The 14,850-nt window shown below is 70.6% G+C and carries 11 protein-coding genes; all 11 read right to left on the reverse strand.

Features of this window, described 5'->3' with window-relative positions:
• Positions 1–4: 4 nt before the first annotated feature.
• Positions 5–1,558 (reverse strand): NADH-quinone oxidoreductase subunit NuoN, encoded by a 1,554-nt coding sequence (gene nuoN / locus ACGFIG_RS09795; protein WP_393001009.1) that lies wholly within the window; start codon positions 1,556–1,558, stop codon positions 5–7.
• A 166-nt stretch (positions 1,559–1,724) separates the two neighbouring features.
• Positions 1,725–3,260 (reverse strand): NADH-quinone oxidoreductase subunit M, encoded by a 1,536-nt coding sequence (locus ACGFIG_RS09800; protein WP_393001011.1) that lies wholly within the window; start codon positions 3,258–3,260, stop codon positions 1,725–1,727.
• A gap of 64 nt (positions 3,261–3,324) precedes the next feature.
• Positions 3,325–5,283 (reverse strand): NADH-quinone oxidoreductase subunit L, encoded by a 1,959-nt coding sequence (gene nuoL, locus ACGFIG_RS09805; RefSeq protein WP_393001013.1) that lies wholly within the window; start codon positions 5,281–5,283, stop codon positions 3,325–3,327.
• Positions 5,284–5,294: 11 nt separating this feature from the next.
• The gene (gene nuoK, locus ACGFIG_RS09810; protein WP_132232104.1) at positions 5,295–5,594 is read right to left on the reverse strand and encodes an NADH-quinone oxidoreductase subunit NuoK; all 300 of its coding nucleotides are present in this window, start codon (positions 5,592–5,594) and stop codon (positions 5,295–5,297) included.
• Positions 5,591–6,361 (reverse strand): NADH-quinone oxidoreductase subunit J, encoded by a 771-nt coding sequence (locus tag ACGFIG_RS09815; protein WP_393001015.1) that lies wholly within the window; start codon positions 6,359–6,361, stop codon positions 5,591–5,593. Before ACGFIG_RS09815 ends, nuoK begins: the two co-directional genes overlap by 4 nt.
• Positions 6,358–6,999: an NADH-quinone oxidoreductase subunit NuoI gene (nuoI, locus tag ACGFIG_RS09820; protein WP_393001017.1), complete on the reverse strand. Its 642-nt coding sequence runs from the start codon at positions 6,997–6,999 to the stop codon at positions 6,358–6,360. The genes ACGFIG_RS09815 and nuoI overlap by 4 nt, the downstream gene beginning before the upstream one ends.
• Position 7,000: 1 nt before the next feature.
• Entirely contained in the window at positions 7,001–8,356 is a 1,356-nt protein-coding gene (gene nuoH / locus ACGFIG_RS09825; RefSeq protein ID WP_393001019.1) for an NADH-quinone oxidoreductase subunit NuoH, read from the reverse strand.
• Complete coding sequence (locus ACGFIG_RS09830; protein ID WP_393001021.1) at positions 8,353–10,866, reverse strand: NADH-quinone oxidoreductase subunit G; 2,514 nt, start codon at positions 10,864–10,866, stop codon at positions 8,353–8,355. The genes nuoH and ACGFIG_RS09830 overlap by 4 nt, the downstream gene beginning before the upstream one ends.
• Before the next feature lie 58 nt (positions 10,867–10,924).
• Entirely contained in the window at positions 10,925–12,241 is a 1,317-nt protein-coding gene (nuoF, locus tag ACGFIG_RS09835) for an NADH-quinone oxidoreductase subunit NuoF (protein WP_393001023.1), read from the reverse strand.
• Positions 12,238–13,377, reverse strand: coding sequence for an NADH-quinone oxidoreductase subunit NuoE (nuoE, locus tag ACGFIG_RS09840; protein ID WP_393001025.1), 1,140 nt, complete (start codon positions 13,375–13,377; stop codon positions 12,238–12,240). The genes nuoF and nuoE overlap by 4 nt, the downstream gene beginning before the upstream one ends.
• Positions 13,378–13,486: 109 nt before the next feature.
• Positions 13,487–14,812 carry an NADH-quinone oxidoreductase subunit D gene (locus ACGFIG_RS09845; protein WP_393001027.1) on the reverse strand — a complete coding sequence of 442 codons (1,326 nt, stop codon included), beginning with the start codon at positions 14,810–14,812 and terminating at the stop codon, positions 13,487–13,489.
• Positions 14,813–14,850 lie beyond the last annotated feature (38 nt).

Below are 14,850 nucleotides of genomic sequence, written 5' to 3' on the forward strand. Positions count from 1 at the left end.
TCGGTCATCTGACAAATTCGGCGGCGCCGGTCGCCAGGTCGAGCAGCGGCGCGGGCGCGACACCGAGCACCAGCGTGGCGATCACGCCGATCATCAGCGCGGCCGAGGTCAGCCCGCCCGGGACGGCGACGGTCGGCGTGGACTCACCGGGCTCGGAGAGCCACATCATCACCACGACCCGCAGGTACGGGAAGGCCAGCACCATGCTGGTCAGCACGCCGGCGATCACCAGCCACGCCTGCCCGCCGTCGAGCGCCGGCGCGAAGACCGCGAACTTGCTCGTGAAGCCGCTGGTCAGCGGGATACCGGCGAAGGCCAGCAGGACGAAGGTGAAGATGCCGGCGTAGAACGGCGAGCGCCGTCCCAGCCCGGCCCAGCGGGACAGGTGGGTGGCCTCCCCGTCGGCGTCGCGCACCAGGGTCACCACGGCGAACGCGGCGAGCACCGAGAAGCCGTACGCGACCAGGTAGAACATCGTCCCGGAGATGCCCTCGGCCCCCGGCGCCAGCACGCCGACCAGCAGGTAGCCGGCGTTGGCGATCGAGGAGTACGCCAGCAGCCGCTTGATGTCGGTCTGGGTGACCGCCAGCACCGCGCCGACCAGCATGGTCAGCACCGCCACCACGCCGAGGACCGGAGTGAAGTCCCAGCGGGCCCCGTCGAATGCGACGTGGAACACCCGCAGCAGGGCGCCGAACGCGGCGACCTTCGTGCAGGCGGCCATGAAGCCGGTGATCGGGGTCGGCGCGCCCTGGTAGACGTCCGGCGTCCAGACGTGGAAGGGGGCGGCCGCGGCCTTGAAGAGCAGACCGATGGCGAGCATCGCCATGCCGGCGAAGAGCAGCAGCGGGCTGGCCGGGGAGTCCGCGACGGCGGCGTCGATGGTGGCGAAGTCGACACCCGCCGGCCGGCCCGGGATGCCCGCCGTGAAGCCGTAGATCAGGGCCACACCGAACAGGAAGAAGGCCGAGGCGTACGCGCCCAGCATGAAGTACTTCAGCGCGGCCTCCTGGCTCAGCAGCCGCCGGCGACGGGCCAGCGCGCAGAGCAGGTACAGCGGCAGCGAGAAGACCTCGAGCGCGATGAACATGGTCAGCAGGTCGTTCGCCGCCACGAAGATCAGCATGCCGCCGATCGCGAACGTGGTCAGCGGGTAGACCTCGGTGAGGCCGTTCTTGCCCTCGGCCTGCCGCCGGTCGTCGGTCGACTCGGCGGTGATCGCGGCCTGGGCGACGAAGGCCCCGCCCCGCTCCACCGAGCGCTCACCGATGAGCAGCAGCGCCATCGCGGCGAGGACCAGGATCGCGCCCTGGAGGAAGAGCGTCGGCCCGTCCACGGCGATCGCCCCGCCGATCGTGATCTTCCGCTCGTCGGCCGCCAGCACCACCATGGTCAGCGCGGCGAGCACCGCCAGCAGGGCCAGCGACAGTTGCACCACGTGCCGGAGCCGGCGGGGCACGAACGCCTCGACCAGGACGCCCAGCAGCGCGGCGCCCAACATGATCAGGGTGGGAGCGAGCGCCGCGTAGTCGATCGACGGCAGTTTCAGCTCGGTCACTGCGCAAACCTTTCGTTCGCGACTGCGGGGCTCGCAAGCTCACTCCTCGCGCTCACCGCTGCCGGCCTTTCGTTCACGACTGCGGGGCTCGCAAGCTCACTCCTCGCGCTCACCGCTGCCGGCCTTTCGTTCGCGACTGCGGGGCTCGCAAGCTCACTCCTCGCGCTCACTTGGCCGCCTCCTGGACGGTGCCGCCCGAGGTCGGGGCGGGGTCGGTCCGGCCGACGTCCTGCATGGTCGCCTGCACGGCCGGGTTGATCACGTCGGTGACCGGCTTCGGGTAGAAGCCGAGCAGCACGATCAGCGCGATCAGCGGGGCGACCACGAACTTCTCGCGCAGGTTCAGGTCACGCTTCATGCCGTCGATCTGGGTGAGCGCCGGGTTGAGCGTGCCCTGGGTGGTGCGCTGCACCATCCACAGCACGTACGCGGCAGCCAGGATGATGCCGAGCGTCGCGATCACCGCGACCGGCTTGTTCACCGTGAACGTGCCGATCAGCACCAGGAACTCGGAGACGAACGGCGCGGTGCCGGGCAGCGCGAGCGAGGCCAGACCGGCGAAGAAGAGCACCCCGGCCAGGAGCGGCACCAGCTTGCCGGCGCCGCCGAAGTCGCTGATCAGCGCCGAGCCGCGCCGGGCGATGAGCATGCCCACCACCAGGAAGAGCAGGCCGGTGGCGAGCCCGTGGTTGAGCATGTAGAGCACCGCACCGGTGCCGGCCTGGGTGGTGAAGGCGAAGATGCCCACCCCGATGAAGCCGAAGTGCGCGATCGAGGTGTACGACACCAGCCGCTTCAGGTCGTTCTGGCCGACCGCCAGCAGCGCGGCGTAGATGATGCCGATCACGCCCAGCGCCAGCGCCCACGGGGCGAACCACTTGGCCGCGTCCGGGAACAGCGGCAGGCAGTAGCGCAGGATGCCGAAGGTGCCGACCTTGTCGAGCACGCCGACGAGCAGCGCCGCCGCCCCCGCCGGGGCCGCGCCACCGGCGTCCGGCAGCCAGGTGTGGAAGGGGAAGAACGGCGCCTTGATCGCGAACGCGAGGAAGAAGCCGAGGAACAGCCAGCGCTCCGTGCCGGTGGAGATGTCCACCTGGGACAGCGCCTGCCAGTCGAAGGTCTTCCCGCCGACGACCCAGAGGCCGATGACAGCGGCCAGCATGAACAGACCGCCGACCAGCGAGTAGAGGAAGAACTTCACGGCCGCGTACTGCCGCTGGTGGCCGCCGTAGCTGCCGATGAGGAAGTACATCGGCACCAGCATGACCTCGAAGAACACGTAGAACAGGAAGACGTCGGCGGCGGCGAAGACGCCGATCATCGTGCACTCGAGGACGAGCAGCAGGGCGAAGTAGACCGGCACCGACCGCTTGGACGACTCGGCGTCGTGCCACGACGCCAGGATCACCAGCGGCACCAGCACCGCGATCAGCATCAGCATCACCAGCGCGATGCCGTCCGCCGCGAAGGTGAAGTTGACGCCCCAGTTCGGGATCCACGCGTAGGACTCGCGGAACTGGAAGCGGTCACCGCCGACCTTGAAGGTCACCCACATGACCACCGACAGCGCCAGCACCAGCAGCGACCAGCCGAGCGCCACCTGCTTGGCCAGCTCCGGCCGGCTGCGCGGCAGGAAGGCCACCACCAGGGCACCGACCAGCGGTGCCACGGTGAGCACCGAGAGGAACGGGAAGTCGGACATTATGCGGCCTTACCTCCGTCGTCACTGCGCGGTCCGCCGGTGACGGCCGCCTGGAAGTGGTCGATCACGTCAGCCACCCCGCCTCGACGGCCAGGAACGCCGCCAGGACCAGCAGCGCGCCGGTCAGGATCGAGGTGGCGTACGACCGGACGAAGCCCGTCTGGAGCCGCCGGAGCCGACCCGAGCCGCCGCCGATCCCCGCCGCGAGGCCGTTGACCAGCCCGTCGACGCCCCGGTTGTCGAGGTAGACCAGCGCCCGGGTGAGGAAGATGCCCGGCTTCTCGAAGACGGCCTCGTTGAACGCGTCGGTGTAGAGGTTCTTCCGCGCGGCGGTGACCAGTACCCCGGCCGGCTGCGGCGCGATGGCGGTGCCCTTGCGGAACAGGAACCAGGCGAGCCCGGCGCCGAGCACGGTGACCAGGATCGACAGGATCGTGATCACGGTGTGCGAGAGCACCGCGTGGTGTTCCCCTTCCGCCGCACCGAGTCCGGCCGTGGCGGTGAGCCAGTCCGGCACCGAGGTGGAGAGCAGCCAACCCGCGCCGACCGAGCCGACTGCCAGCAGGATCAACGGGATCGTCATCAGCTTCGGCGACTCGTGCGGGTGCTCGATGTCCTCCGTCCACCGCTTCGGGCCGTGGAACGTGAGCACGAAGAGGCGGGTCATGTAGAACGCGGTCAGCCCGGCGCCGAGCAGCGCGGCCATGCCGAAGAGCCAGGCCGTCCAGTCGTCCCGCTCGAACGCGGCCACGATGATCGGTTCCTTGGAGAAGAAGCCGGACAGCGGGGGGATGCCGATGATGGCGAGCCAACCCGTCATGAAGGTGATCCAGGTGACCTTCATGTACTTCGACAGCCCGCCGAAGCGGCGGATGTCGACCTGGTCGTTCATGCCGTGCATGACGGAGCCGGCGCCGAGGAACATGTTGGCCTTGAAGAAGCCGTGCGCCAGCAGGTGCACGATCGCCAGCGCGTACGCGGCACCGCCCAGGCCCACGCCGAGGAACATGTAGCCGATCTGGCTGACCGTCGACCAGGCCAGCACCCGCTTGATGTCGTCCTTGGCCGCGCCGATGATGCAGCCGATCAGCAGCGTCAGCGCGCCGACGCTCACCACCACGAGCTGGAGGGTCGAGTTGGCCGAGAAGATCGGGTTCGACCGGGCGATCAGGTAGACGCCGGCGGTGACCATCGTCGCGGCGTGGATGAGCGCCGACACGGGGGTCGGGCCCTCCATCGCGTCCGGCAGCCACGCCTGGAGCGGGAACTGGCCGGACTTGCCGGTCGCGCCGAGCAGCAGCAGCAGGCCGAGCACCAGCACCGTGGTCGCGGTCAGCGAGCCGACGCCGTTGAAGACCTCGTCGTACTGGGTGGTGCCGAGGGTGGCGAACATGATGAAGATGCCGATCGCCAGGCCGGCGTCGCCGACCCGGTTCATCAGGAACGCCTTCTTGCCGGCCGTGGCGGCGCTCGGCCGCTCGTACCAGAAGGAGATCAGCAGGTACGACGCCAGACCGACGCCCTCCCAGCCGAAGTAGAGCATCACGTAGTTGTTGCCGAGCACCAGCAGCAGCATGGCCGCGACGAACAGGTTGAAGTAGGCGAAGAACCGCCGACGTCCCGCGTCGTGCGACATGTACTCGACCGCGTAGAGGTGGATCAGGAAGCCCACCCCGGTGATCAGCAGCACGAACACGGCGGCCAGCGGGTCGAACAGCAGACCGAAGTCCACCCGCAGGTCGCCGACCGTGATGAAGTCCCACAGGCTCAGCTCGACCGACTTGTTCTCCAGCCCACGCAGCTGGAAGAAGTAGGTCAGGCCCAGCACGAACGCGGCGCCGATGGCGGCCACCCCGAGCCAGTGCCCCCAGCGGTCCGCCCGCCGGCCGAGCAGCAGCAGGATCGCCGCGCTGACCAGCGGGATCGCCACCAGCAGCCAGACGCTGCCCAGCAGCCCGTCCGCCGTCGCGTAGGCGACGGTGCCCACCGGCTCAGCCGGGGCGTTCGTCAGAATCGTTCCCACCGCAGGACCCCTCAGTACTTCAGCAGGTTGGCGTCGTCGACACTCGCGGAGCGTCGGGTCCGGAAGATCGCCATGATGATCGCCAGCCCGACCACGACCTCGGCCGCCGCCACCACCATCACGAAGAACGCCATGATCTGGCCGTTGAGGTCACCGTTGATCCGGCTGAAGGTGACCAGCGTCAGGTTGGCCGCGTTGAGCATCAGCTCGATGCACATGAAGAGCACGATCGCGTTGCGCCGGATGAGCACACCGACCGCGCCGATGGTGAAGAGCACGGCGGCCAGCACCAGGTAGTAGTCGGGGGTCATTTCTCCGTCCCCTTCAGGGTGGTCTCCCGGTCGGTCAGCTCGCGGACCGGCAGGATGTCCGGGGTGCTCCGCTCGGTCAGCCGGCCGTCCGGCAGGCGGGCCGGGGTGGCCACAGAGGAGGAGGTCGCGAAGACACCCGGTCCCGGCTTCGGGCCCGGGTAGTTGCCCGGGGCGAAGCGCGCCCGCATCGTCGTCGGCTGGTCCATCCTGTCCTCCTTGCGCCGCTCGATGTGGGCCAGGACCATCGCACCGATGGCGGCCGTGATGAGCAGAGCCGAGGTGAGCTCGAAGGCGAAGACGTACTTGGTGAAGAGCAGCCGGGCGATGCCCTGCACGTTGCCCTCGGCGTTGGCCTGCTCCAGGCCGATCGCCGTGGTGCCCTCCAGGGCGCGCCACAGCCCGCTGCCGACCAGGCCGGCGAAGCCGAGCCCGAGCACCACGGCCGCGACCCGCTGGCCCCGTAGCGTCTCGATCAACGAATCGGAGGCGTCGCGGCCGACCAGCATCAGCACGAACAGGAACAGCATCATGATCGCGCCGGTGTAGACGATGATCTGCACCATGCCGATGAACGGCCCGGCCTGGAGGACGTAGAACACGCCCAGGCAGAGCATCGTCAGCACCAGGAACAGGGCCGAGTGCACGGCGTTGCGCGCCGCCACCATCCCGATCGCGCCGATCAGCGCCAGCGGGGCCAGGATGTAGAAGGTCACCTGCTCCCCGCTGGAGACCTCGCCCGCCGCGGCGAGCACCGTCTGCGTGGTCATGCTCCGTCTCCCTTGGCGGCTGCCGCCCGCTGGGCGTGCTGCTCGGCACCCGGGAAGGTCACACCGGGGTGCTCCTCCACCTGGTACCGGCCCGGGTTGTTGGCCGAGTGCTCCGCGCCGGCCGAGGTGCCCGGGTTGGTCAGCGCGCCGACGTAGTAGTCCTTCTCGCTGTCGCCCAGCCGCATCGGGTGCGGCGGCTGCTCCATGCCCGGCAGCAGCGGCGCGAGCAGCTGCTCCTTCGTGAAGATCAGGTCCTGCCGGCTGTCCCGGGCCAGCTCATACTCGTTGCTCATGGTGAGCGAACGGGTCGGGCAGGCCTCGATGCAGAGCCCGCAGAAGATGCAGCGGGCGTAGTTGATCTGGTAGGTGCTGGCGTACCGCTCACCCGGCGAGAAGCGCTGCTCCTCGGTGTTGTCGCCACCCTCGACGTAGATCGCGTCGGCCGGGCAGGCCCAGGCGCACAGCTCGCAGCCGATGCACTTCTCCAGCCCGTCCGGGTGCCGGTTGAGGATGTGCCGCCCGTGGTAGCGCGGCGCCGAGACCGGCGGCTTGAACGGGTAGTCGGTGGTGATGACCTTCTTGAACATGTGCGAGAAGGTGACACCGAAGCCCTTGAACGTTCCGGTGATCGCGCCCACGTCACACCTCCCTGGAGTCCGGGCCGGCGGCGATGTTGGCCGGCTCCCGCTCGGCGACCACACGCCTCGTGCGCGGGCTCGGTGGTACCTGCAGGTCCATCGGGGGCAGCGGGAAGCTGCCGTGCGGCCGGTCGTTGACCTGCTCCTGGACCGTCGGCTTCGGCTGGGGCTTGCGGCTCGGCCAGAACAGCGTGGCAAGCAGCAGGATGCCGGCGGGGATGCCGACGGCGATCAGCTTGCTGCGCGAGTCCCAGTCCTCGATCGAGCGCAGGCCGGCCAGGACCAGGATCCAGACCAGGTTGATCGGGAGCAGGACCTTCCAGCCCAGGCGCATGAACTGGTCGTAGCGCAGCCGGGGCAGCGTGCCGCGCAGCCAGACGAAGACGAACACCAGCATGATGACCTTGCCGAAGAACCACAGCATCGGCCACCAGCCGGAGTTGGCGCCCGCCCAGATGCCGGTGATCGGCCACGGGGCGTGCCAGCCGCCGAGGAAGAGCGTCACGGTGAACGCCGACATCGTCACCATCGCGACGTACTCGCTGAGCATGAAGAGCGCGAACTTCAGCGAGCTGTACTCCGTCTGGAAGCCCGCCACCAGCTCCGACTCGGCCTCGGGCAGGTCGAACGGCGCCCGGTTCGTCTCACCGACGATGGCGATGAAGAACATGATGAAGCTGGGGAGCAGCAGGAGCGCGTACCAGCCGGGGGCCGGAACCTCGAAGCCCCCGATGCTCAGCCGGGTGCCGTCGCCCTGGGCGGCGACGATCCCGCTGGTCGACATGGTGCCGGCGGTCATGAAGACCGCGACGACGCTCAGGCCCATCGTGACCTCGTACGAGACCAGCTGGGCGGCGGAGCGCAGGCCGCCGAGCAGCGGGTACGTGGAGCCGCTGGCCCAGCCGCCGAGCACGATGCCGTACACGGCCAGCGAGGAGAGGGCCAGCACCACCAGCACCGCCACCGGCACGTCGGTGACCTGTAGCGGCGTCCGGTGCCCGAAGATGCTGACCATCGGCCCGAACGGGATCACCGCCAGCGCGGTGACCGCGCAGACCACCGAGATCACCGGGGCGAAGAAGTAGACGACCTTGTCGGCGGTCCGCGGGAGGATGTCCTCCTTGAACGCCAGCTTCAGGCCGTCGGCGAGGGTCTGCAGCAGGCCGAACGGGCCGGCCTGGTTGGGGCCGGGGCGCACCGCCATGCGGCCCACGACCCGGCGCTCGAACCAGACGCCGAGGAGCGTGGCCAGCACGGCGACGACGAACGCGAAGACGATCTTGCCGAGGACCAGCCACCAGGGGTCCCGGCCGAAGTCGGCCAGCGTCGGATCCTGGGCCAGGTAGACCGCGTTCACTGCTGTACACCCCCTGCGTTGAGGAGCGGGCCCGGACGGTCCGCCTCGTCGGCGGCGACCGCGGCGGCGGAGACCCGTACGACCGCTCCGGACGTCGCGCCGAGGCTGCGCCGCACGGTCGAGCCGGGCGAGTTGGTGGGCAGCCAGACGACGCCGTCCGGCATCTCGGTGATCGCCGCCGGCAGGGTCAGCGCCCCCCGGTCGGTGCCCACCGTCACCGCGTCGCCGTCGGCGACGCCGAGCGCCTCCGCGGTGCCCTTGCCCAGCCGGACCACCGGCGGGCGGGCGGTGCCGGCGAGGTGCTCGTCGCCGTCGATGAGGCTGCCCAGGTCGAGCAGCTGGTGCCAGGTGGCGAGCACCGCCTCACCGGCGCCCGGCTCGCGCACCGCGGCCGGCTCGACCGACGGGGCGGCGGGGCGGTCGGTGCGGGTGCGCGGCAGCGCGCCCAGCTCGCGGCGGACGCTGAGCACGTCGCCCGTGCCGAGCTGCACGTCCAGCTGCGCGGCGAGCGCGTCCAGCACGCGGCCGTCGGTCATCGCGGCGGTGTGCAGCACCGCCTCGAAGGTGCGCAGCCGGCCCTCCCAGTCCAGGAAGCTGCCGGCCTTCTCGGCCACCGGGGCGACGGGGAGGACCACGTCGGCCCGGCGGGCCACCGCGCTCATCCGCAGCTCCAGGCTGACCAGGAACGGCACCTCGTCCAGGGCCTTCTCGGCCAGTCGCGGGTCGGCCAGGTCGGCCGGGTCGACCCCGCCCACCACCAGCGCCCCGAGCTGACCGCCGGCGGCGGCGGCGAGGATGCCGTCGGTGTCCCGGCCGGCCTGGCTCGGGATGACGCCGGCGGCGATGTCCCACGCCTCGCCCAGCTCGGCCCGGGCGGCCGGCTCGTTGACCAGGCGGCCCCCGGGAAGCAGGTTGGGCAGGCAGCCCGCGTCGACCGCGCCGCGGTCACCCGCGCGCCGCGGCACCCAGGCCAGCTTCGCGCCGGTACGCCGGGCGACGTCGACCGCCGCGGAGAGGCCACCCGGCACGCTGGCCAGGCGCTCGCCGACGATCAGGATCGCGCCCTCGGTGCCGAGCGCCTCGGCGACCGTCGCGTGCTCGGCGAGCACGCTGGCCTCCTCGCCCGGCACGACCCGGGCCAGCTTGGCGCCGAGCTTCTCCAGGCCGCGCGTGGCGAACGGCGCGATCGCGTACACCGTCAGCTTCTTCTTCAGGTACGCCTTGCGCAGCCGCAGGAAGAGGATCGGGCACTCCTCCTCCGGCTCCAGCCCGACCAGCACCACCGCCGGCGCCTTCTCGACGTCGGCGTAGGTGACGTCGGTGACCCCGGCGACCGAGCTGGCCAGGAAGTCGGTCTCCTCACGGGAGACCGGCCGGGCCCGGAAGTCGATGTCGTTGGTGTTCAGCGCGACCCGGGCGAACTTGGCGTACGCGTAGGCGTCCTCGACGGTCAGCCGGCCGCCGGTGAGCACCGCCGTGCCCCGCCCGCCGTCCCGCGCCGCGCGCAGTCCCTCGGCGGCGACGGCCAGCGCCTCGCTCCACGCCGCCTCACGCAGCTCGCCGGTCTGCGGGTCGCGGACCAGCGGGGTGGTGAGCCGGTCGAAGGCGCGGGTGTACTGGAAGCCCCACCGCCCCTTGTCGCAGTTCCACTCCTCGTTCACCGCCGGGTCGTCGCCGGCCAGCCGGCGCAGCACCTTGCCCCGCCGCCAGTCGGTGCGCTGGGCGCAGCCGGCCGAGCAGTGCTCGCAGACGCTCGGGGTCGAGACCAGGTCGAACGGGCGGGCCCGGAACCGGTACTGGGTGCCGGTCAGCGCGCCGACCGGGCAGATCTGCACCGTGTTGCCGGAGAAGTACGAGTTGAAGGGCACGTCCCCGGCCTCGTCGGAGGCCGAGCCGGCGCAGCCGCCGCCCGCCTCCACGCCGTAGTCCTCGTCCCGGTAGATGTTGATCTCCTCGGCGGACGACCGGCCCATCAGGTCGATGAACTTGTCGCCGGCTATCTCCTCGGAGAACCGGGTGCAGCGCTGGCAGAGCACGCAGCGCTCGCGGTCGAGCAGCACCTGCGTGCTGATCGGCAGCGGCTTCGGGTACTCCCGCTTGTGCTCGTGGAACCGCGAGTCGGTGCGCCCGGTGGACATCGCCTGGTTCTGCAGCGGGCACTCACCGCCCTTGTCGCACATCGGGCAGTCGAGCGGGTGGTTGAGCAGCAGCAGCTCCATGACCCCCTCCTGCGCCTTCTTGGCGACCGGGGAGGTCAGCTGGGTGCGTACCACCATGCCGTCGGCGACGGTCTGGGTGCAGGAGGCGACGGGCTTGCGCTGCCCCTCCACCTCGACCAGGCACTGGCGGCACGCGCCGGCCGGAGCCAGCAGCGGGTGATCGCAGAACCGGGGGATCTCGGTGCCCAGCTGCTCGGCGACCCGGATCAGGAGCGCCCCCTTGGGGGCGGTGACCTCGACACCGTCGATGGTGAGGGTGACGGTCTCGGTCTGCTTCGCTACGTCGGTCACAGTGCTTGCCTTTCGCTCGCGACTGCGGGGCTCGCTCCGCTCACTCCTCGCGCTCCCATCAGTGCGCTCCCACGAGCTGCTTGTCCGACAGCTTCGGCGCGGTACGTCCCTCGATGTAGTCGAGGTAGTCCTGCTTGAAGTACTTCAGCGACGAGGTCACCGAGCTGGTCGCGCCGTCGCCCAGACCGCAGAACGAGCGGCCGAGGATGTTGTCGCAGGTGTCCAGCAGGGTGTCCAGGTCCTCGTGGGTGCCCTGACCGGCGAGGATCCGCCGGTAGACCCGGACCATCCAGTAGTTGCCCTCCCGGCACGGGGTGCACTTGCCGCACGACTCGTGGTGGTAGAACTCCAGCCACCGGTAGGTCGCGTAGACCGGGCAGTCCTGGTCGGAGAAGATCTGGGTGGCCGTGGTGCCGAGGATCGAGCCGGCCGCCGCCACCCCCTCGAAGTCCAGCGGGACGTCCAGGTGCTCGGCGGTGAGCAGCGGCGTCGACGACCCACCCGGCGTCCAGAACCGCAGGTTGTGACCGGGCTGCATGCCACCGGCCAGCTCGATCAGCTCCCGCAGGGTGACGCCCATGCCGCACTCGAACTGGCCCGGGTTGGTGACCCGGCCGGAGAGCGAGTAGATCATCGGGCCGGACGACTTCTCCGTGCCCATGGACTTCCACCAGTCGGCGCCGCCCAGCACGATGTACGGCACGCTGGCGATGGTGCCGACGTTGTTGACCACCGTCGGGCTCGCGTACAGGCCGTGGGTGGCCGGGAACGGCGGGCGCAGCCGGGGCTGGCCCCGGAAGCCCTCCAGCGAGTCCAGCAGCGCGGTCTCCTCGCCGCAGATGTACGCCCCGGCGCCCGAGTGCACCACCAGTTCCAGGTCGAACCCGGAGCCGAGGATGTTCCGGCCGAGGTAGCCCTTGGCGGTCGCCTCCCGCACGGCGTTGCGCAGCCGGCGCGCGGCGTGCACCGCCTCGCCCCGAATGTAGATGTAGGCGCGGTTGGCACGGATCGCGTACGACGCGATGATCACGCCCTCGACGAGGGAGTGCGGGTCGTGCGTCATCAGCGGGAGGTCCTTGCAGGTGCCCGGCTCCCCCTCGTCGGCGTTGACGACGAGGTAGTGCGGCTTGCCGTCGCCCTGCGGGATGAACCCCCACTTGAGACCGGTCGGGAAGCCGGCGCCGCCGCGACCGCGCAGGCCGGAGTCCTTGATCAGCTGGATCAGGTCGTCCGGGTGCGCCTTGAGCGCCTTGCGCAGGGCCGCGTAGCCGTCGAGCTTCTCGTAGGTGCCGATCCCCCAGGCGTCCGGCGACAGCCAGCGCTTGGTGAGTACCGGCGTCAGCTTGGCCAGGGTCTCCGGCCGGGGAGTGGTCACTTCTGGACCCCCGTCTCGCTCGCGACGGCGGAGCCCGCGCCATCGGCGCCCGTCCCCGCCTCGGCTTCCTTGAGGTTGCGCTCCTGCGCCCCGGCCTCGTCGCCAGCGGGCTTGCCGTCGCCGGCCGGCGCGTTGGCCGCCGCGCCGGCGGCCTCCGCCTTCCGCGCGTCGCGGGGGGCCGGCGGGGCGCCGTCCACCGGGACCTTGGTGCCGGGCGCGTCCGGCACGGCGGTCGCCGCGTCGGGCTGCCGGGTCTCGGCGGTACGCACCTCGGGCGACTTGGCGTCCGGCGCCTTCACGTCGCGGGTGGTGCTGCCGGCCGCCTCGGCGGCGGGTGCCGGCTCGCCGGTGCCCGCGTTGCCGGTCGCACCGAGGACGGTCCTGGCCGGCTCCGGGGCCGGCTTCGCGGCCTCGCTCCGGGCCTTCGCCTCGGCGGCGGCCTTGTCGGCCTCGGCCTTGCTGCGGATCGGGGTGTTCGGGTCGAAGCCCGGCACGGAGATGCCGTGCTCCTGTGCCAGCCGCAGCCCGCGCAGGGTGGGCTCTCCCGGCCCGCCCTCGGCGACCGCGCCCTCCCGCTCGTCGGCGAAGCCGGCGAGCTGCAGGGCCATCTCCTTCAGGGTGCAGAGCCGGGCGCCCCGGGTCGGCATCGGCCGGCCGCCGGCGCGCAGCTCGTCGACCACGCCGCGCGCGCTCTGCGGGTCGACGCCGTCGAAGAAGTCGTAGTTGACCGTCATCACCGGGCCGTAGTCGCACGCCGCCAGGCACTCGGCGTGCTCCAGAGTGATCTTCCCGTCGGCGGTGGTCTCGTCGTGCCCCACGCCGAGGTGCTCGGCGAGGGTGTCGTAGACCTCCTGGCCGCCGAGCACGTTGCACATCGTGTTGGTGCAGACGCTCACCAGGTAGTCACCGGTCGGCCGGCGCTTGTACATGGTGTAGAAGGTCGCGACCGCCCCGACCTGGGCCTTGTTCAGGCCCAGCACCTCGGCGCAGAACGCCACGCCCGCCGGGGAGACGTAACCCTCCTCGGCCTGCACGAGGTGCAGCAGCGGCAGCAGCGCCGAGCGGGACCGGTCGGCCGGGTAGCGGGCGACGATCTCCCGTGCCCGTTCGCGGGTCTCGTCAGTGAAAACACTCATCAGCGTCGCCTTCCGTTCGCGACTGGGCACGCCTCTGCCCGCGACTGCGGGGCTCGCTCCGCTCTCTCCTCGCGCGGGCGACTGGGGCTCGCAAGCTCACTCCTCGCGCTCACCTGTCACACCCACCCATGACGGGGTCCAGCGAGGCGCCGCCGGCGATCACGTCGGCGATCAGGCCGCCCTCGGCCATCGCCGGGAGGGCCTGGAGGTTGACGAAGCTCGGCTCCCGGTAGTGCACCCGGTAGGGCCGGGTGCCACCGTCGGAGACGGCGTGCACGCCCAGCTCGCCGCGGGGCGCCTCGATGCCGACGTAGACCTGACCCGGCGGCACCCGGAAGCCCTCGGTGACGAGCTTGAAGTGGTGGATCAGCGACTCCATCGACTGACCCATGATCTTCGCGACGTGCTCCAGCGAGTTGCCCATGCCGTCGACGCCGATGGCGAGCTGCGCCGGCCAGGCGATCTTCTTGTCGGCCACCATGACCGGGCCCGGCTTGAGCCGGTCCAGCGCCTGCTCGACGAGCTTGAGCGACTCGCGCATCTCGGCGAGCCGGACCACGTAGCGGCCCCACACGTCGCCGTCGGTGTGCGTCGGCACGTCGAACTCGTACGTCTCGTAGCCGCAGTACGGCATGGTCTTGCGCAGGTCCCAGGCCAGGCCGGCGGAGCGCAGCACCGGGCCGGTCACGCCGAGCGCGACGCAGCCCGTCACGTCGAGCACGGCGACGTTCTTCGTCCGCTCGAGCCAGATGGGCTGCCCGGAGAGGAGGTTCTCGTACTCCTTGAGCTTCTTCGGCATCAGCTTGAGGAACTCGCGGATCTTGACGATCGCCTCGTCCGGCACGTCCTGGGCCACGCCGCCCGGACGGACGTACGCGTGGTTCATCCGCAGGCCGGTGATGATCTCGAAGATCTCCAGGACGTACTCACGCTCGCGGAAGCCGTAGAGCATCATGTTGATCGCGCCCAGCTCCATGGCCGTGGTGGCCACCCAGACCAGGTGCGACGAGATCCGGTTCAGCTCCATCATCAGGACCCGGATGGTGTTCGCCCGCTCGGTGATCTGGTCGGAGATCCCGAGCAGCTTCTCCACCGCCAGCGCGTACCCGGTCTCGTTGAAGATCGGGGCGAGGTAGTCCATCCGGGTCACGAAGGTGCTGCCCTGGACCCAGTTGCGGTATTCGAGGTTCTTCTCGATGCCGGTGTGCAGGTAGCCGACGACCGAGCGGGCCTCGCGGACCGTCTCGCCCTCCAGCTCCAGGATCAGCCGGAGCACGCCGTGCGTCGACGGGTGCTGCGGACCCATGTTGACGACGATCCGGTCGTCGTTGATCGGGTCGGTCCCCGAGACGACGCTGTCCCAGTCGCCACCGGTGACGGTGAAGACCTTGCCCTCGGTGGTGTCGCGCTCGGTGGCGTAGTTCGACGTGCTCACAGTGCCGGCCCTCCGTTCACGACTGCGGGGCTCGCAAG

Origin of the sequence: Micromonospora sp. NPDC049048, assembly GCF_043197615.1 — a bacterium.
Classification (GTDB): domain Bacteria; phylum Actinomycetota; class Actinomycetes; order Mycobacteriales; family Micromonosporaceae; genus Micromonospora.

Bases quoted from the DNA above. Each gene is read 5' to 3' on its own strand.
- nuoE (WP_393001025.1), bottom strand. From the start codon at position 13,377: ATGAGTGTTTTCACTGACGAGACCCGCGAACGGGCACGGGAGATCGTC.
- ACGFIG_RS09815 (WP_393001015.1), bottom strand. From the start codon at position 6,361: ATGACCACGCAGACGGTGCTCGCCGCGGCGGGCGAGGTCTCCAGCGGG.
- ACGFIG_RS09800 (WP_393001011.1), bottom strand. From the start codon at position 3,260: ATGTCCGACTTCCCGTTCCTCTCGGTGCTCACCGTGGCACCGCTGGTC.
- nuoK (WP_132232104.1), bottom strand. From the start codon at position 5,594: ATGACCCCCGACTACTACCTGGTGCTGGCCGCCGTGCTCTTCACCATC.